The organism is Acidimicrobiales bacterium, assembly GCA_033344915.1.
Classification (GTDB): Bacteria; Actinomycetota; Acidimicrobiia; order Acidimicrobiales; family Aldehydirespiratoraceae; genus JAJRXC01.
In genome coordinates this window covers 1,344,003-1,367,582 of the sequence record JAWPML010000001.1, presented here as the reverse complement: position 1 = coordinate 1,367,582, position 23,580 = coordinate 1,344,003, and the positions used below count along the sequence as shown (strand labels likewise).

Sequence of the window (23,580 nt, the reverse complement as noted above, 5' to 3'; positions counted from 1 at the left end):
CCCGATGCCCATCGAGGACCAAGCCCCCCGTCAGCGCCTGGCCGACTTCGAGTCCGACGCGGGCGACCGACGGTGGTCCGTGGTGGACGACGACGTGATGGGTGGCCGGTCACGCGGTGAGCTGTCCTTCGCTGCCGGGGTCCTGACCTTCGCGGGGGTGACCGACACCGACGGCGGCGGATTCTCCTCGGTGCGTCTCCCGATGGAGCCGGGCACGCTCAGCCCCTTCGACCGGATCGAGCTGCGAGCGCGACCCGACGACCGGGCCTACCTGCTGACCTTCGACGACGGGAGCGCATCCGGCGATCGCCGGGTGTCACACCGCGCGCCGATCGAGTTCGGCACTCCCGGGGAGTGGCAAACCGTCTCGATCTCGTTCGACGACCTGGTGCCGGTGATCTTCGGTCGACCCATCGACGACCTGCCGTTCCGTAAGGAGTTGGCAACCCGCACCGGTGTGCTCGTCAGCGACGCGGTCGACGGTGCGTTCCGACTCGAGATCGCGTGGATCGACCTCTGCTCCCGGTGACGGCGGTGGATACGCCCTCGAGCCAGGCGACCTCGACCTCGACGCCGGGTGAATAGAGCGCCCGGGGCGCGCCGACCGGGCGCGGAAGCCCCGCGGCCTCGATCACCGACTGATCGATGTGAACGTCCTCGACTCGATGCAGCGGCCACCGCGGATGGTGCACCTGGCCGTACAGGAGCCGGCCGCGGCGTTGCGTGAGCAGGGCCCACCGGGCCGTCAGGAAGTGATCGAGGTCGCTGACGTCCTCGTCGAGAATCGCGTCTCCGACGGCGAAGCTCATCGCGGCCGACGCGCCCGATGGTCGGGGCCACCGTCGCCTCATTTCGTATCGATGGTTGCCTGCGTCGTGCAGGTGGGAGGCCTCGGCCCAGCAGTACGGAAGGGCGAAGACCGACCGGGCGACCGCGACGATCGCCGAGCGGGGTACATCGAGGGAGAAGAACCAGACCGCTCGGCGCCCCGACGGATCCACGACATAGGTCCGGACGTTGATCTCGACGAACGTGCCGAGCCACGGCACGGGGGGTGTCCATCCCAACCGGACGTCGCGCATCTCGAACGGGATCAAGCCGATCCACGCGCTCCCGTCGAACGTGTCGATCGTGAGCCCGGCCGGAAGCTGCCGCTGAACGACCTCGGGGTCGTACGCCCAGTGGAAGAACGCGAGCTCGCTCCACTGCTGTTGCAGCACACTGCGACGGTCGTACGACAACGGCTCCGCGGTGACGGGTTCGACAGCGGACGACACGGTTGCCGGAGCCCCGGGTCAGTTCGAAGCGTCGCGGTGGTTGGCGGGAACGAGTAGCTCTGCCGCCATCTCCTCCCGACAGGACGCGCAGATCCCGTGGGCGATCGAGGGCACGGCCGTGCGCTCCAACAGGCGCAACTCCCGGACCAACGTCTCGATGTCGAGCCAGCGAACGCCGTCCTGGGCTCGTGCACACCAGCTGCAGAGCGCAACGGCCGCCATCTCGCTGTCGCGTTCCGCGTGGGTGTCGAGAAGCGACACCGCCGGCCGCGCTTCCTCGAAGACCATGTCGCATCGGAAGCGCACCGCGCCGTCGGGCGCCGGCGTGACCGCCATGTCGAACCACCGTCGGGCATGCGGAGCGTCGCATCGCAGTGGCACCTGGGCCGGCTGCTGCAGGGTTCTGACCCGCGCCACCAGAAGGCGCCACAATTCCGTCACGTCGTCGCCCTCGAAGTAGCTCCAGAGGGTGCGATCCGGGGATAGAACTCCCAGCTCAGGGGCATCGTTGTCCTCGGCGAACTGCGTCCAGGTCGCCCCCACGTCGATCACGACATCGTCGGCGTCGATCGAGTACTCGACCACCGTGCGGGACGAGAGGTCGCGGGACGGCGGGATCTTGGGCGAACGCTCCGCGCCGGAGCCGATCGCCGCTTCGATTCCCTCCCAGACGACCGGTGGCGGGTCGAGCCGTTCGAAGTCGGCATCCTCGAGCTCGGCCAGGATCGCTTCGATCCGGGCCGTCACAGCAGGCTCAGCTGACGCGTCGTCCGTCTCAGGCGGCATCGTCCGAGCCTACGGCACCGAAGCCGGTGCCGGCCGATCGCGCGAGGGAGGTCAGCGTTCGTCGAGCGGGACGAACTCCGGCCCGATCTCGGTGCGGTCGGGGAACCGGTCGGACGCCTCACCGAACTGCAGCGCCGCGGGGTCGGCGTCGGGATTGGCGTACAGGACCTCGCACTCGAGCAGGTCCGGGTCGCGGAAGAAGAGGCTGATCTTCCTGCCGAACTCGGTCACCACCCCGTCGGTGGCTCCCTTGGCCATCAGGCGGCGGCGGATCTCTCCGAATCCTTCGAGGTCGGCGGCGTGGAACCCGATGTGGTCGAGCCGACCGCGCCCGAACATGGGGCGCTGGTGGTCGGCCTGCGTGTTCCCCTCGACCTCGAAGACGTTGAGCTCGGTGTTGGGTCCGAGGTTGAGGATGATCATCCGCGGGCCGCCGGGATACTCGGGGCCGTCGGCTTCCACGGTCGCTTCGAACACCTCGGTGTAGAAGTCGATGAAGCGGTCACCGTCGTTGGTGATGGTGGCGACATGGTCGATGCCGTCGGTCAACATGGAGGTCCTCCTTCGGGTATGACGAGCGGGGATGTTACGGCAGCTGGCCTCGATGCGGGCGGGCCGTCGTGAGGCTGAGGCCGCCGTCGGCGATGATCAGCTGTCCGGTGATGAAACGGGCGAGATCACTGAGGAGGAAGCCGATCGTGCCGGCGATGTCCTCGGGTTCGCCGGCGTAGCCGAGCGGGATGGCCTCGATACTGGCTGCCCGACGCTCGCTGCTCACGCCGCGCACGACCGCCGGGGTCAGGGTCATTGCGGGGGCGACGGCGTTCACCCGGATGTGGCGGGGGGCGAGCTCGAGGGCGAGGGACTTGGTGAGATGGATCACGGCCGCCTTGGCGGTGCCGTACTGATAGAGGCCGGGCGAGGCATTCGTTCCTTGGAGCGACGCAACGTTGACGACGGCTCCGGGGCCGCCCATCAGGTCGGCCGCAGCCTGGGTGCCGGCGAGCACGCTGGTGCCGTTCCTGGCGAGGGTCGCCGAGAAGTCATCGAGGCTCTGTTCGGCCAGCGGCGCAGGTCCTCCGACGACCGAGACCGCGTTGTTCACCAGCCCGTCGATGCCACCGAGCTTCCCTGCCGCATCCACCACCGCAGCCCGCCAGGCATCGTGGTCCGCCAGGTCGGCCCGCACCCAGGGGACGCCTGTTGCCTCGGCGCCCTCGGCATCGCGATCGATGATCGCAACCGACGCGCCTTCCTCTTCGAGGAGGCGCACTGTCGCCAGGCCGATGCCCGAAGCTCCCCCGGTGACCACGACGCGGCGTCCCTCCAGTCCCTTCATGCGCCGACCCTATCCAGCGGTGGCGAGCCGATGGGTACGATCACGACATGGCTGATCGGTCGGTCACCTTCCGGGTGCGGGTTCGGCCCGGCGCCAAACGCGACCACGTCGGGGGCACCTGGGGCGAGGGTGCCGATGGCCCACTCAACGTCTGGGTGTCGAAGCCCGCCGTCGACGGCGCCGCCAACAAGGCCACGATTCAGGTGCTCGCGGCAGCGTTGCGGGTCCGAAAGCGCCAACTGTCGATCACCGCCGGCCACAAGGGCCGCACGAAGACCCTCCGTCTCGACGAGCCGCCTGCGGACTTCGACACTCGTCTCGACGAGTGGCGCGCCCGCGACCGGCGCTAGGCGCTACGTGGCCATGGTCTGAAGGATGCTGAGGAGGTCGTCGGCATGTTCTTCCTCCATCGCGAGGATGTCTTCGAGCATGCGGCGCGTCGTGGGGTCGTTGGCGCCGAGCCAGGCGATGATCTCGCTGTAGCTCTCGATGGCGACCCGTTCGGCGATCAGATCCTCCTTCACCATGTCGAGGAGGTTGAGGCTGGCGTCGTACTCGGCGTGTGAACGGGTGGCGAGGCCCTCGGGATCGAAGTTCGGTTCGCCCTGGAGCTGGGTGATCCGCAGCGCGATCTGGTCGGCATGCAACTGCTCTTCGTTGGCGTGTTGGAGGAACTCGGCCGCGACCGGGGCCGCGTTGAGGCCCGTGGCCGTGTAGTAGTGGCGCTTGTAGCGCAGGATGCACACCAGCTCGGTCGCGAGAGCCTCGTTCAACACCGCGATGACTCGGTCCCGGTCGGCCCCGTACGCAGAGGTGATCGGTCCCTGTTCGATGTTTGCTCTCGCCCGTTGCCGGAGCGTCTCGACGTCGGTCAGAAAGTCAGCCATGTGCGACATCCTCGCAGATCGCCCGGCCGACGGAGATCATCGCGTGCGTCGACGGCGGTACGTGAGGGCGTGCCGGATCAGTTCGGCGAGCTCGGCCTCATGCACGTCCGCGACCGAGCCGAAGAGCACCGCTCGATTGCCCTCGAATCGGAAGCGGTCGCCGAACGCGTCGCGGAAGTCGGGGATGACGCGAGACTGACAGTGCGCGAGAAGTGCGGCGTCCCCCGTGTCTGTCCAGCCGAGCCGTAGCGGGGTCGACTCCCTCGCGTGGGGCGACCGATAGCTCGGCTGCCCCCACTTGATCTCCTCGACGAGCGGCCAGGCGCCTTCCTCCCACGCCACCCGGTGGACGACCGAGCGCAGTCGGTCGACACATTCGCGCACGTCGTCGGGGACGTCGGCCAGCCAATCGGCGACCGCCGGGGACGGCGGCGGTGTCCGGTGCTCCACTCCCCCATTCTGACCGAAGCTGCCGCCGCTTCGGGGATCGCTACTCGGGACCGTTTCCGGGCGGCGCGAGAATCAGATGGTGATCGCGCACATCGCGCCTGCCCGCATCCGGGTTCGGAATCGTCGGGATGCGTGAACGAGCGACGCTGCTCGGGGGGACGCTCACCGCAGAGCGGCAACCACCCGACCTCTACCGGGTCCGCGCCCGCCTGCCCCTCGAACCGGAGCGGGCATGACGATCCGCGTCGCCGTCGTCGACGACCAGGCGCTCGTACGTCGCGGCTTTGCCATGGTCCTCGACCGCCAGCCCGACATCGAAGTCGTCGTCGAGGCCGGAAACGGAATCGAGGCGATCGACGAAACCCGCCGGCACCGCCCCGACGTCGTCCTGATGGACATTCGCATGCCTGAGATGGACGGTCTCGCCGCCACCGCCACGATTCTCGGTGAAGCCGACTGGCCGCTGAAGGTGATCATCCTGACCACCTTCGACCCCGACGAGTACGTGTTTCAGGCGCTTCAGGCCGGCGCCTCCGGATTCGTCCTCAAGGACATCCCTCCGGAGAATCTCGCTCCCGCCATACGAACCGTCGCCGACGGAGGCGCCCTCCTCGATCCCACGATCACCCGACGCCTTATCAGCCGTTTCGCACGGACGCTCGCGTCCGACACCGCCACCGCCGGCCGGCTCGAAACCCTGACCGACCGCGAACGCGAAGTGCTCGGCGAGCTCGCGAAGGGATCTACCAACGCGGAGATCTCCGAGGCGCTCTACATCGGCGGTGCCACCGTCAAGAGCCACGTCTCGAGCATCCTCACCAAACTGGGACTTCGAGATCGCGCCCAGGCCGTCGTCTTCGCCTACGAGAGCGGCCTCACGAGCCCCGGCGACAACGACATCGGGTTCTGACCGCGACGCCCTCAGGACGCCGGCGCGTCGGCGTAGCGGAGGTAGGGCTTGACCTCTTCCACGTTCTGGAAGGTGGCCTTGGCGTCCTCCGTCGACATGCCGGGAGACACGATCACCCGGTCGCCGGGGGTCCAGTCGGCCGGCGTCGCGATGGCCGCGCGATCAGTGGCCTGGAGGGCGTCGATCACGCGCACGATCTCGTCGAAGTTGCGGCCCACCGACTTCGGGTAGGTCAAGCTCAGGCGCAGCTTGTCGTCGGGATCGATGATGAACACCGACCGCACCGTCGACGTGTCGCCTTCGCCGGGGTGGATCATGTCGTACAGCTCGGCGACCGTGCGGTCGGGGTCGGCGACGATCGGGAAGTTGAGTGCCGTGCCGCCCACCTCGCCGATGTCCGGCGCCCACTTGTTGTGGTCCTCGATCGGATCGACCGACAACGCCATCGCCTTCGTGTTGCGCTTGGCGAACTCGCTCTCCAGCGCCGCGGTGCGGCCGAGCTCGGTGGTGCACACCGGCGTGAAATCGGCCGGGTGGCTGAAGAAGACGGCCCACGACCCCTTCTTCCAGTCGTGGAACGAGATCTCGCCGTCGGTCGTGTCGGCGGTGAAGTCGGGGGCGGTGTCGCCCAGGTGCAGGCTCATGTCTGATTCCTCTCGTCACGCCGACCTCGCCGGCGGGTGTAAATGTACGGACAATTCGACAACCGCTGCCGTAGGCCGAGTATTCCAGCACGCTAAAGCACGAACGGCGCCAGGATCCCACCGGCATGGAAGACTCAGAGGACTCAGGAAGGAGTCGCGATGTGGAAGATCGGGGCCTTGGCACTGGGGATCGGCGGGGCGATCGCTGCCGGACTGATCGTCGGCGGCGTTCTACTGCGAGACGACGGCCCGCCGCCGGCCCTTCCCGAACTCGCCGCGCCGCCGGAGGGCGACAGCGGCTCGGATGCCGGCGACAACGGGGCTACCGAGGGGAACGGCGAGGCCCTCCCGGCAGAGTCGGTCGACGTCGACGACGAGGAGGCCCGCGAGCCGGAGGCGCTCGTCGTCGACGACACGTGCAACGAACCACCGGACAGCAGCACCGAGGAGCGCGGCGTCCATCCGGACCAACTCGTCTTGCTCTTTGCTGAGGGACGGGTGACGGGCATCGGCGGAGGCGCCCATTTCGTCCACTTCCCGGACGAGTCCGTACGGCGGTTGTGGGAAGACTCACGCTTCGATGTCGTCCGCGTCGACGACGACTGCGTCGTTCGGGCCGCCCCTAGTGTCGAGGACGCATTGGACGACGCGGTCGCGGTCGACGACGGAGGCTGCCTCGTGAACCAACCGATCGTCCTGACTGTCAACGGGTACGGACTCCGTGCCGCTCCGGTCGGGGAGCCTGTTTTCAACGCGTCGTTCCGCTTGACCCAGACGGACTTCCTGACCCTGGCCGACAACGGAGAGAACGCGTTCGGCGGACTGTCACGGTCTGGCGGAGCCACGTCCAGCCGAAACACCGGCGAGGAGTGGGACCTGTTCAGCGAGACGCCGCTCGACTTCGAGGCTGCGGGCATTTTCACGGGGAGTACACCGGAGACCGCGATCATGTCCGGTGCGATTCTCACCGCTCACTGGGCCGGGGAATCCATCGAGAACCGGACGGGCGACACGGCCCAGGGACAGGTCTTCATCACCTGCGTGTGGGTTGCCGCGTCACTCGACCCGGTCTTTGCCATCGAGCGTCTGGTCGAGCAGGGCGAGCCGACCGACTGAGGATCGGCAGCGTTTGAGCAGGTCGCCGACGACGGGGTTGTCGATCTCGGCGCCGAGCAGGCCGGCGGCACCTGCGCCACCGGCGTCCTCCCTCGCCGCCCCGTGGAGGAGCGACCGGACAGTGAGTTCCCTCATACCCGTCCGCGACGCAAGGTCTCGCAGTGTCTCGACCCATCGCTCGGTGTCGGGGTGGCCGTGGTGCACGCCGAGACCGCACTGAGCATCGAGGATGTGGGCGTCGAGCCACACGTAGGGATCAGCAAGTCGGTTGCATCGACGACGCGCGTCGGCGAGTTGTGCGAAGGCTTGCGTCGCCTCGCCCTTCGCCGCCGCGAGCATCGCGAGCCCGCGTGCCGACATCCCCTCCCAGCACGGATCCCCGAGCTGACAGGCTCGGGCAAAGGCCTGATGCAGGAGCCGCTCCGCTCCCGCGACGTCACCGCGTGCCAACTGCACCTCACCGCGCAGCGCCTGCGGCCACGGAAGCAGGGCCAACCAGTGTTCACGCTGCGCCAGCTCGATGGAGGCATCGAGGTGCTCGGCCGCCGAGTCCACATCGCCGCGGAGCAGGTCGATGCGGCCGAGCATGGAGAGGCCGAACGCCTCCCGACGTGGTTCGCCGGCGTCGCGCGACAGTCGGAGAGCCTGGTCGAGCAGTTCGACCGCCTTTGGGTAGTTCGCCCGGTCGCTCTCGACCGCGCCGAGGTACGTCGTCGCCTTGGCCAGCATCGCCGCCGAGTCATCGGCGAACGCGAGCGCATCGCTCAGCCAGACCTCGGCTCGGTCGTATCGGCCACGCAAGAAGTCGACGTAGCCGACCTCCGCCCTCGCCTGGGCGACGGACGCACGGTCATCGCGCATCAGGGCGATCTCGTCGGCCTCGTAGAGCGCGGCGACCCCTTCTTCGTCGAAGCCCCGAAGTGAGTGCACGAGCGCTTCGGCCAGCACCAGCCGCGCACTGACGCGAAGGTCGTCCCGACCAGCGGCGTCCGCCAACGTGGCGGCGACCCGCAGCGACTGCACACCTGCGTCGACCGCCCCGGCCGCCACGGCCGCCGCGCCGGCCTCGACGATCGCGTCGATCGACGCCTGGTCGGCCGCGGTCCCCTCATCACCGCGGGTTGCGTGCAGTGCGGCGTGCACGACGGGTCCCGGCGCAACGCCGAGCTCGCTCTCGAGCAACACCCGACACGCCTCGAACTGACGCTCGGCCGCGTCGTCGTCCCCGGTGAGCCGATACAGCCGGATCAGCAAGGCTTGATGGTTCTCGTCGAGCGGACTCATCATCGCCGCCCGCATCGCGTACGCCAGGGCTGCGTGCACATCACCACGGGACATCGAACCGAGCGCCGCCTCGTGCAGAATCGCCTCTGATGCAGCCGCCACGTGCCGCTGTTCGGACAACAACCAGGATTCGAAGGCCGGCGCTCCGTGCAGCGTGATCCCGTCGAGGAGGTCCGATCCCAACCCAGGGAGACCGATGGCGTCGATCCACGCTCCCTTCGCCAGCAGGACGATGTCGACGACCGAGTCAGGTGGGAGTTCGAGCACGACCGGGTCACCCTCGAGCGATCCTCCGTCGCCGAGGCCCCGACGCACTTCCGACAGACTCCACCGCAACGCCCGCAGCGGGTCGTTCGCCTCGGAGAACAACAGCTCCGCGAGCTGTCGTCTCGACGGCGGGCGTTCCCCGAGAACGAGGAACGCGAGGAGAGCCCAGCTCTTGCGGCTCCGGAACTGGTAGGCGTCCTTCGACGAGTTCTCGATCCGCGGACGACCGAGGAAGTGAAGGGTCAGGGTCATGGGCGATCGAATACTCTCACGCGCCGGTCGAACTTCCGCCTTCCGCGAGATGGGCGGCGGCCGTCAGCACCCGGGGTTCCGGGAAATCCTCGCAATGCTGGTAGAGGTGCGCCAGCCGCACCGCGCCGTCGGTGCCGATCACGAACTCTGCGGTCGCCCGCCAGGGATCGTCGACGAGCGGGCGGCCACCCTTCCGGCGCTCGTCCTGAAAGCTTGCTCCGAGGTCGTGGGGATGCGCCCAGTATTCGGCGGGTGCGTCGAACAGGATGCGTTCGACCGACCAATGGCCGACGCCGTAGGCGCGGTACGCCTCCTGATCCGGGTCACACAGCACAGGGCACGGCAAGCCGAGCTGATCGCGGTAGGCGGAAGCGCGTGCCGGCTCGCCCTGGGCGACGATCACCGGCGTGAGGCCCGCCTCTTCGTACGCGGCGTATTCCTCGAGGAGGAGCGCGGCCCGATCGACACCACACCCGCAGCCGAAGTGACGCCAGAACATGAGCAGCGCCGGACCGACGGCCCAGAACTCCGACAGCGACCGGCTCGCTCCCGTGTGGTCGGCAAGTACGAGATCCGGAGCCGGTGTCCCGCCCCGCAGCCCCGTGCCCTCCGGCTCGGTCGGGCCTTCGGCGAAGCGTTGGAGCCACTCGGCCTCCGCCTGCACGATCAGTGCGTCGAGCACGTTCGTCGGGGCGGTGCTCACGTGTGCTCGCTCACCGGGTAGATCTCGTCGGCGACGAGACCGTGCGCCTCACGGTGTACCGCGTGCGCCGCTTCGGCGTCAGGTGCCTCGACCAGGCAGAAGATCTTGCCGGCCTCCTCGTCGACCCAGTACCGGAGGTAGTTGACACCGTGGGCGCCTTGGTGGGCGAGGTCGGCCTCGTGGGCGCCGGCGACGTCGCTCGCCGAGACCCCTCCTTCGATGTTGTGTACGTCCATGAAGAGCGGCATGTCGGATCCTGTCTGTCGTGGAACCGCATCGAACCCTGGTTCCGTTTGACGCAGCGTTTGACGCCCGCGACCGCGGCATTCGTTCGCCCGCGGAGTGATGTCGACGGCTACGGTTCGCCGGTGAGCAACGACACCGCGCCCGATTCGATTGTCGACGTGCGCAATGCCCGGCATCTCTTCCCGGCCACGGGGGACTGCGCGTACTTCAACACCGCAGCCGTGGGACTGTCGAGCCTTGCTACGACCTCGGCGTATCACCGCTACATCGACGAATGGTCCCGTTCCGGGCTCGACTACGTCCGCGTGAAGCCGCGGCAGAAGCGGCACGGACGGCGGTCGCGTCGCTCATCGGTACCGACCCGGCCAACGTCGCGTTGATCGCGTCCGTGTCTGCGGCCGCGGGTCTCGTTGCCGCGCAGTTCGGACCCGCCCGCAGCGGGCACAACGTCGTGATCGGCGAACGCGAGTACAGCTCGAACCACTTCCCCTGGCGCTTGCTCGCCGGCAAGGGCTACGAGGTGCGCCAGGTGCCGTTTCGCAACGGCGGCCTCGAGCCCGATGACGTCGCACGCCACCTCGATGGCGGCACACAACTGGTCGCCTTCAGCGGCGTTCAGACCGCGTCCGGGCACCGCTCCGACATCGCCAGGATCAGCGCGGCCGCTCGCAACGTGGGTGCCGTGGTGTTCGTCGACGGCTCACAGATGGTCGGCGCGGTTCCCGTGGCCGGTCTCCTCCCCCACATCGAAGAGCTCGCCACGTCCGATCACAAGTTCCTGATGAACGCCGGTCGCGGCGTCGGGTACTGCTACCTCTCGCCGGACATGCAGGACCGCTTCGTCCCGGTCAGCGCCGGCTGGAAGGCCGGACGCACACCGTTCGCCAGCTTCTTCGGGCCGGCCATGGACCTCTCCCCCACCGCGTCGCGGTTCGACAACTCGATCAGCTGGCTCGCGGCGATCGGTGACGAGGCCGCGCTGTCGGTCTTCGACACCTTCGGTGCCGACGCGATCTTCGGCCGCAACGGAGAACTGGCCGACCTGCTCCGCTCGACGCTGGCCGACATCGGCCGAGCACCCGTGGACCTTCCGGCAACGAACCGCAGCACGATCGTGTCGGTGCCGCTCGGTGACATCGACCCGGCCGGATTCCTGGAGTCGCTGAAGCGACGAGGGATCGTGTGCTCGGCCCGCGACGGCAACCTGCGTCTCGCGATCCACTTCTACAACCACGAGGACGACATCGAGCAGATTGCCGCCGAGCTCACCGCCGACTGAACCGCCCGCCGCGGGTTGACGCTCGAACTCGACGCCGTCGAGTTCTGCCGAATCGTGTCGCGGCGCGCCGCCGCCACCCATCCGCTGCTCGAGACCGAATTGCCCTTCTAGACGATCGGCACCGAAGCAGCGGTGGGGGTGGGATACGCACGCCCCTCGCACTCCAGGCGGGAGTTCAAGCGAATGTGCGGGCAGTCGCCCAGGCAGCGGAGCCGCTCCCAGGCGCCACTCCCCGCGGGACTGCGCTGGCGGCCGTTCAGTCCGCCTCTTGGGCGATCAAGAGGTGGCGTAGCTCAGCGGCGACCTGGGCTCGTCGCTCGGCGGTGGGGATCGCGGCGGCGATGAGGTCGCTCTCAGCGTTCGTGACCGCTGGCAGGACCCGGTCGATCAGGTCGCGGCCCGCGTCGGTGATGGCGATGAGCACACCGCGTCGGTCATCGGGATCGCGTCGTCGTTCCAACAAGTCGGCGACCTCGAGCCGGTCCAACCGCTTCGTCATCCCACCGGAGGACAGCATCAAGGAGTGCTGGAGCTCTCGGACATTGATGGCGGATTGGCTTGCCTTGCGTCGCAGGGTCGCCAGCACGTCGAAGTCAGCCGGGGTGAGGTCGTAGTCGTCGAGCTGGTCCTCGCGGCGTGCTTCCAGGTACCGAGCAAGGCGGAGGATCCGCCCGGCGACCGGCAGGCCGACCGCGTCGAGCTCGGGGTAGTGCTCGTGCAGGTCGTCGATGATCTCGTCGATCGCGTCAGTCGTCTTGTCTGGCTCCACGAGAGAATCTTACCAGCGAGACTCTTGACAGCAAGTCTCCTCATGGTGATACTCGGAAGTATCACGCCAGCGAGACACTTTCTGGCGATCAACTACGCCAGGAGGTTCGGAGATGAGGGCAGCTACGTCGCTGGCTGTGGAGGTCAAAGCCTCGGGCGCCTCCGTGCGTTCACTCGCCTCCGCGAGCCGGGCTGATCTGTTGATCACCGCCTTCGCGCCGGCGGCGTGGGGCACGACCTACATCGTCACCACCGAGCTGTTGCCGCCCGACCGCCCGATGTTGACCGCCGTGCTACGCGCTCTGCCGGCCGGGATGGCACTCGCCGCGATTACGCGGCAGCGACCGACCGGACCCTGGTGGTGGAAGGCCGCCGTTCTCGGCGCGTTGAACATCGGAGCGTTCTTCGCCCTGTTGTTCGTCGCCGCCTACCGGCTCCCCGGCGGCGTCGCGGCCACCTTGGGCAGCATCCAACCCCTGGTCGCCGCCGGACTGGCGGCCGTCCTCTTGCGCGAGCGATTCCGGACCGCCACCGCCGTCGCCGGGATACTCGGGATCGTCGGAGTGGCCCTGTTGGTCCTGCGGTCGAACGCCGCGCTGGACCCGGTCGGCGTTCTGGCCGGTCTCACCGGAGCGGTGTCGATGGCCACCGGCGTTGTGTTGACCAAGCGCTGGGGGCGACCGGTCTCGCTGCCCGCCTTCACGGCCTGGCAGCTCATCGCCGGCGGACTCCTGCTGGCCCCCGTCGCCCTGGCGACCGAGGGCGGCCCACCGGCACTCACGGCGGCCAACGCAATCGGCTATGCCTGGCTCGCCACCGGCGGGACCGCCGTCGCCTATCTGGTGTGGTTCCGCGGTATCGCCCGCCTACCGGTCGCCCAGGTCTCACTGTTGGGACTGGCCAGCCCGACCGTCGCGACATTCGCCGGGTTCGCCGTGTTGGGCCAGACCCTCACGCCCGCTCAGCTCGTCGGAGGAGCGCTGGTGTTGACCGCCATCTGGATCGGCCAGCGACCCGCGCCTGACGAACCGGCCGCTCGCACCGGCAGCCGCTGACCCCACCAACCCCCAAACGGAGAAGGAGAATCACCGTGAACACCAAGCACCAACCACCCACGACCATCACGGTCGACCCGGGCGCCTCGCGCCACCCCTATGCCACCGCCCGCGTTGCCGGGCTGTTGTACGTGATCATCGTCGTCTTCGGGCTGTTCGCCGAAGTCGGTGTCCGAGCGCGGCTCGTCGAGGCCGGCGATCCCGCCACGACCGCCTCGAACATCATGGAGTCGGCGTGGCTGTTCCGGGCCGGTTTCGCCGCGGACCTGGTGGTGTTCCTGGCTGATGTGGCCCTCGCGGTGGTGCTCTACGAGCTCCTCAAACCGCTGAGCCGCATCCTGTCGATGGCGGCCGCCGCGTTCCGCCTGACCCAGACCGCCATCATCGGCATGAACCTGTTGAACATGTTCAACGCCGTGCGCATCCTCGACGACGCCGAGTACCTCGACTCCTTTGGAGCCGAAGGCGTCGAGGCTCTCGCCCTGCTGACCCTCGACACCCACAAGTACGGCTACATCCTCGGCCTGACCTTCTTCGGCGTGGCAACCATGATCATCGGCTACGTGGCGACTACGTCCCGGCGTATGCCCACCGCACTCGGGCTGGTCCTGGGGCTCGCCGGTGCCGGCTACGTCATCGACTCGGCCATGTTCTTCATGATTCCCGGCTATGACGGATCGGCCTCGCCCATCGTGCTCGCGCCCGCCGTCATCTCAGAGGCCTGGTTCGCACTGTGGCTGCTAACCCGGGCCCACCGCCTCGCCGACTCCGGAGCAACCCCGGACTCCCCCGCTGCTGTCCCGTCCACAGCCCGTCGGATCAGCGTTCCGGCATGAGCCCGACCACACCTGCTCCCCTGAACCTGGCAACATCCGGCCTGCCCTCGACAATGGACGCGGTCATCCAGCGGCGCTACGGCGCACCCGACGCGTTGGCGCTCGAGACCGCGGCGATGCCGGCGGCCGCATACGGCGAAGTCCTGATCGAGGTCGGCGCTGCCGGCGTCAACCGGGGCGATGCGCTGGCCATGCGTGGCTGGCCCTACGTCGCCCGGCTCAGCTACGGGCCCACCCATCCCCGCCGCGCCGTACCCGGCACCGATGTGGCCGGCCGTGTCATCGCCATCGGCCCAGGCGTCGACGGCCTCGGAGTCGGCGACCACGTCGTCGGATGGGCTGCGAGCGGTGCGTTCGCCCAGTACGCGACCGCCGATGCGACGTTGGTGGTCCCCAAGCCCGACTCGCTCGCGTTCGACATGGCGTCAGCGATACCGACGGCGGGTGTGGCGGCGTTGCAAGCCGTACGCGATGCCGGGCGGGTCGCCTCGGGCATGGAGGTGCTCGTCGTCGGCGCTTCGGGCGGGGTCGGGAGTTTCGCCGTCCAGATCGCCGCCGCCCACCTGGGCGCCCGGGTCACCGGGGTCGCCAGCGGTCGCAACACCGGACTCGTCCGCGGCCTCGGCGCCGAGGCGGCGATCGATTACACACAGGAGGATTTCACCCGGCACGCCGGCCGCTACGAGGTCATCATCGACCTCGTCGGCAATCAGCCGCTCAGCGACGTCCGCCGGGCCCTTTCGCCCGATGGCACCCTGGTCATCGTCGGCGGAAACAACCCCCGGTCGCTCACCGGCATGAGTCGTTTCGTCGCTGCCGCACTGCGGTCACCGTTCGTGTCTCAGCGTCTGGTTCCGCTCTTCTCCAAACCGGACCCCGACGACCTCGCACTCCTGGTCGAGATGGTCGACGCCGGCACGATCCGGCCCGTCGTCGACCGCACCTTCGACCTCGCCCGTGCCGTCGACGCCATTACCGACATCGAGTCGGCGCCAGCCCGCGGCAAGGTCATCATCACCACGGGACGAGAAGCGTGGTGATGATGACGAGACAGCACCGTCGACCCCCGTCCGGCGCCACCCACCCGCGATTCCTCGGCCTGGCCCGCTCGGCTGTCGATCCCGCGATCTCACACGACCACCAGAACCCCAGCTACGAAGGAAACCCATGCCCCAGTCCACTTCCCGAACGAATGCCTTCTCCTCCCCCACCGTCGTCCCGCTCACCCACGTCGATCACATCGTGTTCAACGTCGACGACATCGAACTCACCGTCGAGTGGTGGCGCGACCGGTTCGGCCTCGAGGCGGAGCGACTCGATGACTGGCGCGCCGGCAACGCCCCATTCCCCTGGATCCGGGTCTCGGAGACCCTGATCCTGGATCTGTTCGCCAGCTCCCTCGACGGCAGGAACATCGACCACGTTGCTTTCACCACCGACCCGGACAGCTTCGAAGCCTTCATCAGGACCCACACCGACGACATCAGAATGGGCCCCGCCGAATTGGGCGGAGCACGCGGTCGCGGCCGCGGCGTCTACCTCGACGACCCATCCGGGAACCGAATCGAGCTCCGCACCTACGATTAGGCACGCTGCCCTCCCGGCTGCCGCTCGACGCCCGCGTTCACCGAGGCTTGCCCCGGGCCGGGTCGTCGGCCGGCAGGTAAGCGTTCAGCTCCGGGAGGAACTTCCACTCCGGGATCGGCGGCTCGTGGTCGACGGCCGGCACGTACTCCGACGTCTCCTCGAAGCGGTAGTGATGGATGTACCGGGGGCAGTTGCGGAACACCTCGGTCGCCTGCACCCGAACGATGAACTGTGCACCCGGATAGCCGTCCAGCAGGTCGTCGGACTCGTCGATCGACGCCGTGCCCTGCACCCGGACCCGCCGTCGGTCCTCGAAGTCGATGAACAGCATCCCGACGTTCGGGTTCACCCGGAGGTTTCCCATCGAGAGATACCGGCCGTTGCCGTCATAGTTCGGGAACGCCAGCTCTCGATCGTCGAGGATGCGCACGAAACCCCGCTCACCGCCCTTGTACGAACACGTCGGCAGCCCTCGATGATCACACGTGGCCAGGAAGAACATGTTCGCATCCGCGATCACCTCGACCGCCCAGTCCTCGAACCGGTCCGAGTTGCGCACCTCGACCGCTCGATCGGCAAGCCGCCGCGTGTCGAACCGGTCGTGGAAGTACCGGTTCCCCTCGTGATAGTCGTGCACTCGATCGGTCATCGAATCCCCCAAGTGGCTCGTCCCAGTTTCGCGCAGCTCGGAGAACTGTGGCGCGGGGTCAGAACTTGCCGCGGCGCCTCAGGCCCCGGGGCGCGACTTCCCCGGCGCCACGGTGCGGGCGAGGATGCCCAGGGTCCCCAGCAACGCGCGCTCGGGCACGATCGGGAACGAGGCGCCGAGTGTGTCCTGGTAGTTGGGGTGGAGGTTCGACCAGTCGTAGTACTGCGTCACCCGAGTGCCGCCATCGATCGGCTCGAGTTCGTAGCCGTAGACGTGCCCGATCGGCGGATCGAAGAGCGGACTCTCGACACCCCACTCGATGGCCCGATCCGACTCGACGCGGGTGAACACGACATCGAGTTCGTACTCCCCGATGTCGAAGTCGCGCAGCGCGTCGCGGTCCATGTGCATCCGGAAGCGGTCTCCCGCGGCCGTGGCCGGCTCGCCCTCGGCCCACATCAGCATCCCCGACGCGTCGATCTGCACATGTCCGTCCGGGCTCCGGAGGATCTCGAAGATCACGGCGGGCTCCGCGGCGATGTTTCGCGACACCTCGATTCGATTGGCGGTCATGAAGCTCCCTCGGTGCTCGGGCGTGATGGCAACTCGTCCATCCGTTGCCGCACGAGATTGGCACGAACGACCCGCCGCCGCCCACCGAGACCCGCGGGAGTCGACGCGGGTGCCGTGTCGCAATTTATTGAACGTGTTCAGCGTTCCCTGCTACCGTCGCCGGCATGCCCCGCGCCGCCGCCAGCGAGGAAGAACGGGACGAACAGCGTCGCCGGCTCCGGCGCGCCGCTTCTGAGCTCCATAAGGAGGGCGGCGCGGCAGCGGTGACCGTCCGCGCCGTCGCCAAGCGAGCGGGCGTGTCGACCGGCCTGCTCTACAGCTACTTCGCCAACCTCTCGGACCTGATGCGCTCGCTCTGGATGGCTCCCATCGCCAAACTGGGTCGCGTCCTCACCGCCATCGAGGAGGCGGAAGCCGACCCGATCGAGCGCATCCGTCGCCTGCTGCTGGCGTATGTCGACTTCGCGGAGACGGACGTCGAGACGCACCGCGGGCTCCTCCTCTTCGTCCGCGCTCCCGACTCGACCACCGACCGCCACGACGACCCCGACGGGCTGGCCCTCTTCGCCTCCCTTCGCCGCGCGGTCGAGGCCGGCCAAGCCGCCGGAACGATTCGCGACGGCGACGCCCGCACGCTGGCCCAGGTGTTGTGGTCCGGCGTGCACGGCGCCCTTGCCCTCCCGATCAACATCGACACCTACGAACTCACCGACGGCAGGACCATCTCCACCGAGATGATCGATGCCCTGATCCGATCCATCACCACAGGAGACTCCCCGTGACACTGCTCGACGATCCCCGCCCGATCTCGGCCGACTCGCACGCACTCGAGGGCCCCGAGGTGTTCGAGGGCCTGGCCGAGCGGTTCGGCGACGATGCGCCGCGCGTCGTCCACAAGGACGGCGAGGGCGACTTCATCACCATCCCCAACAGTCCCGGGCGGTCCCGCAACGTCGCCGTGATGGCCCTGGCCGGCACCCGGCTCGACTACGAGACGCCGCTCCCCCGCGAGCACGCGTCGAAGCCCGGCACCGGCTCGATCGACGATCCGGAGATCCAGGCGTACTTCACGGGCGGCTACGCCGCGATGCGGCCCGGTCTGACCGACGGTGCCCGGCGGCCCGACGACCAGGACCTCGACGGCGTGGCGGCCGAGATCCTCTACCCGGGCTGGTTCCCCATGTTCAGCCTCGCCGACCTCGACCTCATGGTCGCCTTGCAGCGCAACTACAACGACTGGATGCACGAGCAGTTCGTGGCGTCGAGGGGCCGCCTGATCGGACTCGCCGCCCTGCCGGTCCAGTTGCCTGAGGTCGCCACGGCGGAACTCGAGCGGGTCATCGATCTCGGGTTCAAGGGGATCGTGCTGCCCAGCAATGCGCCTCGGGGCCGGCGCTACAGCGACGCGGACTACGCCCCGATGTGGGCCCGGGCCGAGGAGGCCGGCCTGCCGGTGGCGTTCCACGTGGCGTGCATGTCCCACGTGCCCGACTGGCTGAAGGCGATGAACGGCCGCGATCCGATCGTCCAGTACGCCGGCTCACCGGCGCTCATCCACGACACGCTGGTCGAGTTGATGGTGCGCGGTGTGTGCGCCGACTTCCCCGGGCTCAAGTTCGTGCTCGCCGAGTTCAACGCCGGCTGGGTCGCCCACTGGCTCGACAAGGTGCAACAGGGCTGGGCCCGGGAGCACGCGCGTGACACCACGAGCACGCCACCCTCCGACGTGCTCGAGATCTGGAAGCGCCAGTTCTTCGCCACGATCGAGGACGACACGGCCGCGCTCCGCACGCGCGACCTGATCGGCGAGGAGACACTGCTGTGGGGCTCGGACTATCCGCACACGGACTCGACGTGGCCGTGTTCGACCGAGGTGCTCGACGAGATGTTCGAGGACTATTCGGCCGAGACGCGCGACAAGATCACCCGCACCAACGTCGCCAATCTCTATTCGCTCTGAGCATCCGCCGGCGCGGGACCTACGGTTCGCGGATGGGCCAGATGACCTTCGTGCGCCAATCGGCCGGGTTCGGGACCTCACCGGGATCGGTGAGGTAGACCTCCCACGCTCCCCCGGTGGGGGTGGCGCCGGACTCGTGGATCCACCGGTCCAGCGCGACGTGCGCGTCGCCGAGCGTGTCGTAGGGGCCCACGTGGACGGTGGTCGCCGCCGCACCGGCGGGGAGCGCCCCCGCCAGGATGTCCGGACGGGACTCCGGCACGACGGCCGATTCGAGAACCGGCACGCCCGCCTCGATGTGGAAGAAGGCCGCCGACTGGTCGACGTAGCGGACGTACGGCGGGCCGGCCAGCGTGAGTCCGGATTCGACCGCGTAGCCGTAGGCCGCCGGGATGAGCTCCGCCAGTGCCTCGGTCATGTCGTCGCGGTCGACGCGGCGTCGGCCGAACACCACCGGCATCTCGTCGAGCGTCTCGACCTGGATTGTGTAGGCCACGAATGGCTCCTTGATGCTCGGGGTCAGAGGGATCTGGTAGAGGCCGGTACACGGCCCGATCGAGGTCACCCACCGCAAGGCGTCGGGAGTCCCCGCGACGGCCCGACGCCGGTACTCGCTCGGGGTCGACCCGAAGTGGGACCGGAACGCCCGCGTGAACGCCTCGTGGCTCCCGAAGCCGGTGTCGATGGCGACGTCGATGATCCGCTGCTCGCCCGCCGCCAACAGGGCCGCGCCCCGTTCGAGCCGAAGACGCCGTTGAAAGCGCGCGGGACTCTCCCCGGCGAACGCCTCGAACTCCCGCCGGAAATGAGATGGGGACAGGGCCGCTCGGCGGGCGGCAGCGGCCAACGGGACGGGCTGCTCGCTCTCGACCATCCCGGAGAGCACCGACAGGAGGCCCTCGGGCCGACGTGACATCCCAACACCGTACGGTGCTTCTCCCGAGCGGACTTGATCGATCGCGCCAAGGGTCCGACCGTGGCTCGCCGAGTCGACCGAGCCCGACCCGGTGGCCCGCGCGTGCGTTAGGTTCGGCTGCCGAGGGGTGCCGACGGGAGGCGGCGTGGACGCGAGCAAGACCAACGTGTACGTCTTCGACAACTACATCGCCCAGCTGGTCGACGGACTCGACGCCGATGTGCACAAGCACGGCGCCTATCAGCTGTCGGTCTCCGTCGACGGTTGCGCCCACGAGGTCGGGCCTCACAAGGACGCACGTCGTCGTGCCCTGGGACATCTCACCGGCCCCAACAAGCCTCACACGCTGAACAGCTGTTCCGGGAAGCAGGTGCTGATCTGGATCGCGCCCGAGAGCACGCTGGGACATCACCTCGGCTCGACGTACCTCGACGACGAGGGCTTCGGCGTGATCCCCGACGATGTCGTGGCCGGCCTGCCCGTGGCCGAGTTGGGGCCGGCGATCGAAGAAGGCTGGACCGGGCGCGAGATCTCGCCCGTCTGCGATCGATTCCTGGGCGCGATGGTGGACGAGCCGTGGTCGAACTCGGCCGATCTTCATCCCGCGATCCGCGACGCGATGGAGATCATCGATGCGCAGCCCCAGTTCGCGATCTCGGCCAAGGAGCTCGCCTCGCGCGTGGCGTTGTCGACGAGTCGCTTCCTGCATCTCTTCACCGAGCAGATGGGCACCCCCTTGCGCCCTCATCTTCAGTGGCTGCGGCTCACCGACGCCCTGCGGCGCGTCGCGGACGGCGAGAGCGTCACCGACGCGGCGGCAGCAGCCGGGTTCTTCGATGCTCCGCACCTCAACCGTTCCGTCCAGCAGTACCTGGGGCTCCGGCCGACTGATTTCGCGGCGCACCCCGACATCACGATCGAGGTGTGCCTCAGCATGCCGGCGCCATGACATGCAGCACGTTTGTCCAAGCCACGCCCCGACGGCATCGTCACACTTGGCCCCAGGAGCTCCCGCCGGAGCGTGACGAAGGAGAGGACAGATGGGGACGAGGATCCACACGGTCGTGATCGGTGGAGGCCACGCCGGTCTCAACACGAGTCGGGCCCTGCAGCGGGCCGGGATCGACCATGTCGTCCTCGAGCGCGGCCGGGTCGGTGAGACCTGGCGGACCCAGCGGTGGGAGTCGTTCCGGCTCAACACGCCGTCGTGGTCCAGCGCGCTCGTCGACTTCGACCAGGTGCCGGGCGATCCCGACGGTTTCATGGACGTGCGTCAGCTGTGCGAGATGATGCAGAGCTTCGTGGAGCACTTCGGCCTGCCGATCCGGGAGAACACCGACGTCCACCGCGTCACGCGGTCGGGCGCCGACTTCGTGGTCGAGGCGGCCGACGGCGAGGAGTGGGTGGCCGAGAACGTCATCGTGTGTTCGGGCTCGCAGAACGTGCCGAAGCTGCCCGATCTCGCCCATGACCTGTCAGGGGTCGCACAACTTCACGCCGCCGAGTATCGCAACCCCCACCAACTCGAAGACGGGGCGGTGCTCGTGGTCGGGAGCGCGCAGAGCGGGTGTCAGATCGCGGAGGAACTGGCCGACGTCGGGCGCACCACGATCCTGTGCGCCAGCAACGTGGCCAGCGTTCCCCGCCGCCATCGCGGGCGCGACGTCGTGGCCTGGATGATGGACATGGGAGTGGCGCACACACCGGTCGGGGCGCTCGAGGACCCCCGCGCCCGCTATGCGGCCCAACCGATGCTCTCGGGCAACGATGGCGGGCACTCCATCTCGCTCCACAGCCTCGCCCGCCGGGGCGTCACCGTGGTCGGCCGTCTGGTCGGCGCCGAGGGCACTCGCCTCCAGATCGGCGACAACCTCGGCGAAGCGGCTGAGATGGGTCTCGCCTCGCTCGCCCAGGTGCGGGAGAACATCGACACCTACATCGCCGAGCACGGCATCGAGGCCCCGTCGGCGACCGCCGACGGCGCGCTCGAGCCGGATGCGCAACTCGCGGAGACGGCCGCGATCCGCGAGATCGACGTCGTCGAGCAGGGCATCTCCACGGTGATCTGGGCGACCGGCTTCGGTGGCGACTTCTCCTACCTCGATCTCGACCTCGAGTTCGACGAGGCCGGCGTACCGATCCACGACGACGGCGTCTCCGCGGTCGACGGCCTGTACTTCGTCGGGTTCTCGTGGTTGCGGCAGCAGTCATCGGGGCTGATCTACGGCAGCGGTCTCGACGCCGAGTTCATCGCCGACAAGGTCCGCACCGCTGCGGGCGTTGCCTGAAACCCGCGACGTGTCCCGAACTGACCGGTAGGTGTCGCAGTCCTACCTTCCCGAGTGCTCGCCGCCGTCAGAAGATGGGAAGCAGAAGCAACACTCGAACTCACCACAGGACCACGTCCGATGACCGCACTCGATACGCCCACGACCACCCAGCGCAGCTCCCTTCGATAGCTCGTTCCGAGCCTTCTCGTCGGCGGGATCATGATCCTGGCCGGCGCCCCGAAGTTGGCCGACAACGCCCGCCTCTACGAGCCCTTCGCCGAGTTCGGCTGGCCCCGCTGGACCTACTTCGCCGTGGGATTCGCCGAGGTCGGCGGCGGCTTGGCGCTGCTGTGGCGCCGTACCCGCCCGATCGGCGGACTGGTGATCGCCGCCGTCATGGCGGGCGCCATCCTGACCAACGTCGTCAACGGCGACATCGGCTTCGTGCCGGTCAACCTTCTTCTCGGAGCGACTGCGGGCGCCGTCGCCTGGCACCGGTCGGGTCGCAGCTTTCGCTCGGCCGACTGACCGCTGATCTGACGCTTGACCAGCGCTCCGAGCTCGATCTCAACTGACGCCGGGGCCCCGGCCGCCTATCGCAGCGCCTCGACCGTCTGAGACAATCGACGGTATGGCGACTGATTCCGACGCGACGGCCACCATGTTGATCGAACCCCGGATACGGCCGGTGGGAACCGGGCAGGTCCGGCGCCTCCTCCCCTACCGGAAACGGCGCATGATCGGCCCGTTCATCTTCGTCGATCTGATGGGTCCTGTGCAGCTCGCCGCGGGCACCGGCACCGATGTCGACGCCCACCCGCACATCGGACTGGCCGCGGTCACCTACCTCTTCGCAGGACGCCTGGTCCATCGAGATTCGACGGGCGCCGTCGCGGCCATCGAACCCGGGGCGGTCAACTGGATGACCGCCGGGGCCGGAGCCACCCACACCGAACGGAGCCACCCCGACGACCGGGCCACCGATCGTCTCCTGCACGGACTGCAGACCTGGGTGGCGCTGCCCGACGAGGCGGAGGACGGCCCGGCCCGCTTCGAGCACACCGCCGCCGAAGAGATCCCGACCGAGCGCCATGGTGCATCGACCGTCCGCGTCGCCGTGGGAAACGGCTTCGGGCACGAGTCACCGGTGTCGCCCTCCTCGCCGCTACTCCTCGCCGAGCTCGATGTCGCGGACGGTTCCTCCGTGCCGGTCGACGCCACCTTCGCCGAACGTGGCCTCCTCGCCATCGACGACGGCATCACCCTCAACGACACTCCCCTTCCCGAGGCCACGCTCGCGGTCCTCGAGCCAGGCGCCCCCGCCGTGGTCGGGGGCCGGGGCCGAGCGATGGTCATCGCCGGCGAACCCGTCGGCCCGAGAAACATCTGGTGGAACTTCGTCCATTCCGATGCCGAGCGGATCGAACAGGCGAAACACGACTGGACACGCCAGGCCTTCCCGACCGTTCCCGGCGACCACGACCCCTGGGTCCCACTACCGACCTGAGGCGTCGGCCGGCTCGATC

At 68.5% G+C, this 23,580-nt stretch carries 29 protein-coding genes and 1 pseudogene; 16 read left to right on the top strand and 14 right to left on the bottom strand.

All coding sequences use genetic code 11. The annotated features are described in order from the left end of the window. Positions 1-4 precede the first annotated feature (4 nt). Positions 5-529, top strand: coding sequence for a CIA30 family protein (locus R8F63_06565; protein ID MDW3218258.1), 525 nt, complete (start codon positions 5-7; stop codon positions 527-529). On the opposite strand, the gene R8F63_06560 is transcribed toward R8F63_06565, so the two are convergent. The 4 genes from R8F63_06560 to R8F63_06545 form a co-directional block, all read right to left on the bottom strand. Further along, complete coding sequence (locus tag R8F63_06560) at positions 465-1,220, bottom strand: DUF2071 domain-containing protein (GenBank protein ID MDW3218257.1); 756 nt, start codon at positions 1,218-1,220, stop codon at positions 465-467. The two genes, R8F63_06565 and R8F63_06560, sit on opposite strands and share 65 nt — an antisense overlap. A 75-nt stretch (positions 1,221-1,295) precedes the next feature. Continuing rightward, positions 1,296-2,063, bottom strand: coding sequence for a hypothetical protein (locus R8F63_06555; GenBank protein MDW3218256.1), 768 nt, complete (start codon positions 2,061-2,063; stop codon positions 1,296-1,298). Between the two features lie 51 nt (positions 2,064-2,114). Further along, the gene (locus tag R8F63_06550; protein ID MDW3218255.1) at positions 2,115-2,615 is read right to left on the bottom strand and encodes a VOC family protein; all 501 of its coding nucleotides are present in this window, start codon (positions 2,613-2,615) and stop codon (positions 2,115-2,117) included. A 34-nt stretch (positions 2,616-2,649) separates the two neighbouring features. Then, positions 2,650-3,402: an SDR family oxidoreductase gene (locus R8F63_06545; GenBank protein ID MDW3218254.1), complete on the bottom strand. Its 753-nt coding sequence runs from the start codon at positions 3,400-3,402 to the stop codon at positions 2,650-2,652. Positions 3,403-3,449: 47 nt separating this feature from the next. Here R8F63_06545 and R8F63_06540 point away from each other — a divergent pair, with 47 nt between their 5' ends. Further along, a complete protein-coding gene (locus R8F63_06540; protein MDW3218253.1) occupies positions 3,450-3,752 on the top strand; it encodes a DUF167 domain-containing protein in 303 nt (100 codons plus the stop codon). Between the two features lie 3 nt (positions 3,753-3,755). On the opposite strand, the gene R8F63_06535 is transcribed toward R8F63_06540, so the two are convergent. Both R8F63_06535 and R8F63_06530 read right to left on the bottom strand, forming a co-directional pair. After that, entirely contained in the window at positions 3,756-4,289 is a 534-nt protein-coding gene (locus tag R8F63_06535) for a ferritin-like domain-containing protein (GenBank protein ID MDW3218252.1), read from the bottom strand. Positions 4,290-4,325: 36 nt separating this feature from the next. After that, entirely contained in the window at positions 4,326-4,739 is a 414-nt protein-coding gene (locus R8F63_06530) for a DUF1801 domain-containing protein (GenBank protein ID MDW3218251.1), read from the bottom strand. Positions 4,740-4,971: 232 nt separating this feature from the next. Here R8F63_06530 and R8F63_06525 point away from each other — a divergent pair, with 232 nt between their 5' ends. Beyond that, the gene (locus R8F63_06525; protein ID MDW3218250.1) at positions 4,972-5,649 is read left to right on the top strand and encodes a response regulator transcription factor; all 678 of its coding nucleotides are present in this window, start codon (positions 4,972-4,974) and stop codon (positions 5,647-5,649) included. Positions 5,650-5,660: 11 nt separating this feature from the next. Here R8F63_06525 and R8F63_06520 read toward each other — a convergent pair whose 3' ends face one another. Further along, entirely contained in the window at positions 5,661-6,293 is a 633-nt protein-coding gene (locus R8F63_06520; GenBank protein ID MDW3218249.1) for a peroxiredoxin, read from the bottom strand. 159 nt (positions 6,294-6,452) lie between these two features. Here R8F63_06520 and R8F63_06515 point away from each other — a divergent pair, with 159 nt between their 5' ends. Further along, positions 6,453-7,409, top strand: coding sequence for a hypothetical protein (locus R8F63_06515; GenBank protein ID MDW3218248.1), 957 nt, complete (start codon positions 6,453-6,455; stop codon positions 7,407-7,409). Here the strand turns inward: R8F63_06515 and R8F63_06510 are convergent. From R8F63_06510 to R8F63_06500, 3 genes are read right to left on the bottom strand one after another with little or no spacing between them, the layout of a single operon-like run. Beyond that, a complete protein-coding gene (locus tag R8F63_06510) occupies positions 7,350-9,212 on the bottom strand; it encodes a BTAD domain-containing putative transcriptional regulator (GenBank protein MDW3218247.1) in 1,863 nt (620 codons plus the stop codon). The two genes, R8F63_06515 and R8F63_06510, sit on opposite strands and share 60 nt — an antisense overlap. A 16-nt stretch (positions 9,213-9,228) precedes the next feature. After that, a complete protein-coding gene (locus tag R8F63_06505) occupies positions 9,229-9,915 on the bottom strand; it encodes a peroxiredoxin-like family protein (protein ID MDW3218246.1) in 687 nt (228 codons plus the stop codon). Then, a complete protein-coding gene (locus R8F63_06500) occupies positions 9,912-10,163 on the bottom strand; it encodes a DUF4242 domain-containing protein (GenBank protein MDW3218245.1) in 252 nt (83 codons plus the stop codon). Before R8F63_06500 ends, R8F63_06505 begins: the two co-directional genes overlap by 4 nt. Before the next feature lie 120 nt (positions 10,164-10,283). Here R8F63_06500 and R8F63_06495 point away from each other — a divergent pair, with 120 nt between their 5' ends. Both R8F63_06495 and R8F63_06490 read left to right on the top strand, forming a co-directional pair. Continuing rightward, positions 10,284-10,541, top strand: coding sequence for a hypothetical protein (locus R8F63_06495; protein ID MDW3218244.1), 258 nt, complete (start codon positions 10,284-10,286; stop codon positions 10,539-10,541). Next, positions 10,436-11,440, top strand: coding sequence for an aminotransferase class V-fold PLP-dependent enzyme (locus R8F63_06490; GenBank protein ID MDW3218243.1), 1,005 nt, complete (start codon positions 10,436-10,438; stop codon positions 11,438-11,440). Before R8F63_06495 ends, R8F63_06490 begins: the two co-directional genes overlap by 106 nt. Before the next feature lie 256 nt (positions 11,441-11,696). On the opposite strand, the gene R8F63_06485 is transcribed toward R8F63_06490, so the two are convergent. Continuing rightward, on the bottom strand, positions 11,697-12,209 hold the full coding sequence (locus R8F63_06485) for a MarR family transcriptional regulator (protein ID MDW3218242.1): 513 nt from the start codon (positions 12,207-12,209) through the stop codon (positions 11,697-11,699). Positions 12,210-12,372: 163 nt separating this feature from the next. On the opposite strand from R8F63_06485, the gene R8F63_06480 reads away from it, so the two are divergent. The 4 genes from R8F63_06480 to R8F63_06465 all read left to right on the top strand — a co-directional run bounded on the left by R8F63_06480 (position 12,373) and on the right by R8F63_06465 (position 15,686). Beyond that, entirely contained in the window at positions 12,373-13,263 is an 891-nt protein-coding gene (locus tag R8F63_06480) for an EamA family transporter (protein MDW3218241.1), read from the top strand. Positions 13,264-13,298: 35 nt separating this feature from the next. Continuing rightward, a complete protein-coding gene (locus R8F63_06475; GenBank protein ID MDW3218240.1) occupies positions 13,299-14,099 on the top strand; it encodes a DUF4386 domain-containing protein in 801 nt (266 codons plus the stop codon). Further along, positions 14,096-15,139 carry an NAD(P)-dependent alcohol dehydrogenase gene (locus R8F63_06470; GenBank protein MDW3218239.1) on the top strand — a complete coding sequence of 348 codons (1,044 nt, stop codon included), beginning with the start codon at positions 14,096-14,098 and terminating at the stop codon, positions 15,137-15,139. Before R8F63_06475 ends, R8F63_06470 begins: the two co-directional genes overlap by 4 nt. Before the next feature lie 127 nt (positions 15,140-15,266). After that, the gene (locus tag R8F63_06465; protein ID MDW3218238.1) at positions 15,267-15,686 is read left to right on the top strand and encodes a hypothetical protein; all 420 of its coding nucleotides are present in this window, start codon (positions 15,267-15,269) and stop codon (positions 15,684-15,686) included. 37 nt (positions 15,687-15,723) lie between these two features. Here R8F63_06465 and R8F63_06460 read toward each other — a convergent pair whose 3' ends face one another. Both R8F63_06460 and R8F63_06455 read right to left on the bottom strand, forming a co-directional pair. Further along, a complete protein-coding gene (locus R8F63_06460) occupies positions 15,724-16,335 on the bottom strand; it encodes a pyridoxamine 5'-phosphate oxidase family protein (GenBank protein MDW3218237.1) in 612 nt (203 codons plus the stop codon). A gap of 78 nt (positions 16,336-16,413) precedes the next feature. Continuing rightward, entirely contained in the window at positions 16,414-16,908 is a 495-nt protein-coding gene (locus tag R8F63_06455) for a hypothetical protein (GenBank protein ID MDW3218236.1), read from the bottom strand. 164 nt (positions 16,909-17,072) lie between these two features. Here R8F63_06455 and R8F63_06450 point away from each other — a divergent pair, with 164 nt between their 5' ends. Both R8F63_06450 and R8F63_06445 read left to right on the top strand, forming a co-directional pair. Beyond that, complete coding sequence (locus R8F63_06450) at positions 17,073-17,690, top strand: TetR/AcrR family transcriptional regulator (GenBank protein MDW3218235.1); 618 nt, start codon at positions 17,073-17,075, stop codon at positions 17,688-17,690. Further along, the gene (locus tag R8F63_06445; GenBank protein ID MDW3218234.1) at positions 17,687-18,868 is read left to right on the top strand and encodes an amidohydrolase family protein; all 1,182 of its coding nucleotides are present in this window, start codon (positions 17,687-17,689) and stop codon (positions 18,866-18,868) included. The genes R8F63_06450 and R8F63_06445 overlap by 4 nt, the downstream gene beginning before the upstream one ends. 19 nt (positions 18,869-18,887) lie before the next feature. Here R8F63_06445 and R8F63_06440 read toward each other — a convergent pair whose 3' ends face one another. Continuing rightward, positions 18,888-19,784, bottom strand: coding sequence for a helix-turn-helix domain-containing protein (locus R8F63_06440; GenBank protein MDW3218233.1), 897 nt, complete (start codon positions 19,782-19,784; stop codon positions 18,888-18,890). Positions 19,785-19,929: 145 nt separating this feature from the next. On the opposite strand from R8F63_06440, the gene R8F63_06435 reads away from it, so the two are divergent. From R8F63_06435 to R8F63_06420, 4 genes and pseudogenes are all read left to right on the top strand, one after another. Continuing rightward, on the top strand, positions 19,930-20,733 hold the full coding sequence (locus tag R8F63_06435) for an AraC family transcriptional regulator (GenBank protein ID MDW3218232.1): 804 nt from the start codon (positions 19,930-19,932) through the stop codon (positions 20,731-20,733). Between the two features lie 91 nt (positions 20,734-20,824). Then, entirely contained in the window at positions 20,825-22,072 is a 1,248-nt protein-coding gene (locus R8F63_06430) for an NAD(P)/FAD-dependent oxidoreductase (protein ID MDW3218231.1), read from the top strand. Between the two features lie 192 nt (positions 22,073-22,264). Beyond that, a pseudogene (locus tag R8F63_06425) lies at positions 22,265-22,582 on the top strand (DoxX family protein). A 103-nt stretch (positions 22,583-22,685) separates the two neighbouring features. After that, entirely contained in the window at positions 22,686-23,561 is an 876-nt protein-coding gene (locus R8F63_06420; protein ID MDW3218230.1) for a pirin family protein, read from the top strand. The last annotated feature ends 19 nt before the right edge of the window (positions 23,562-23,580 follow it).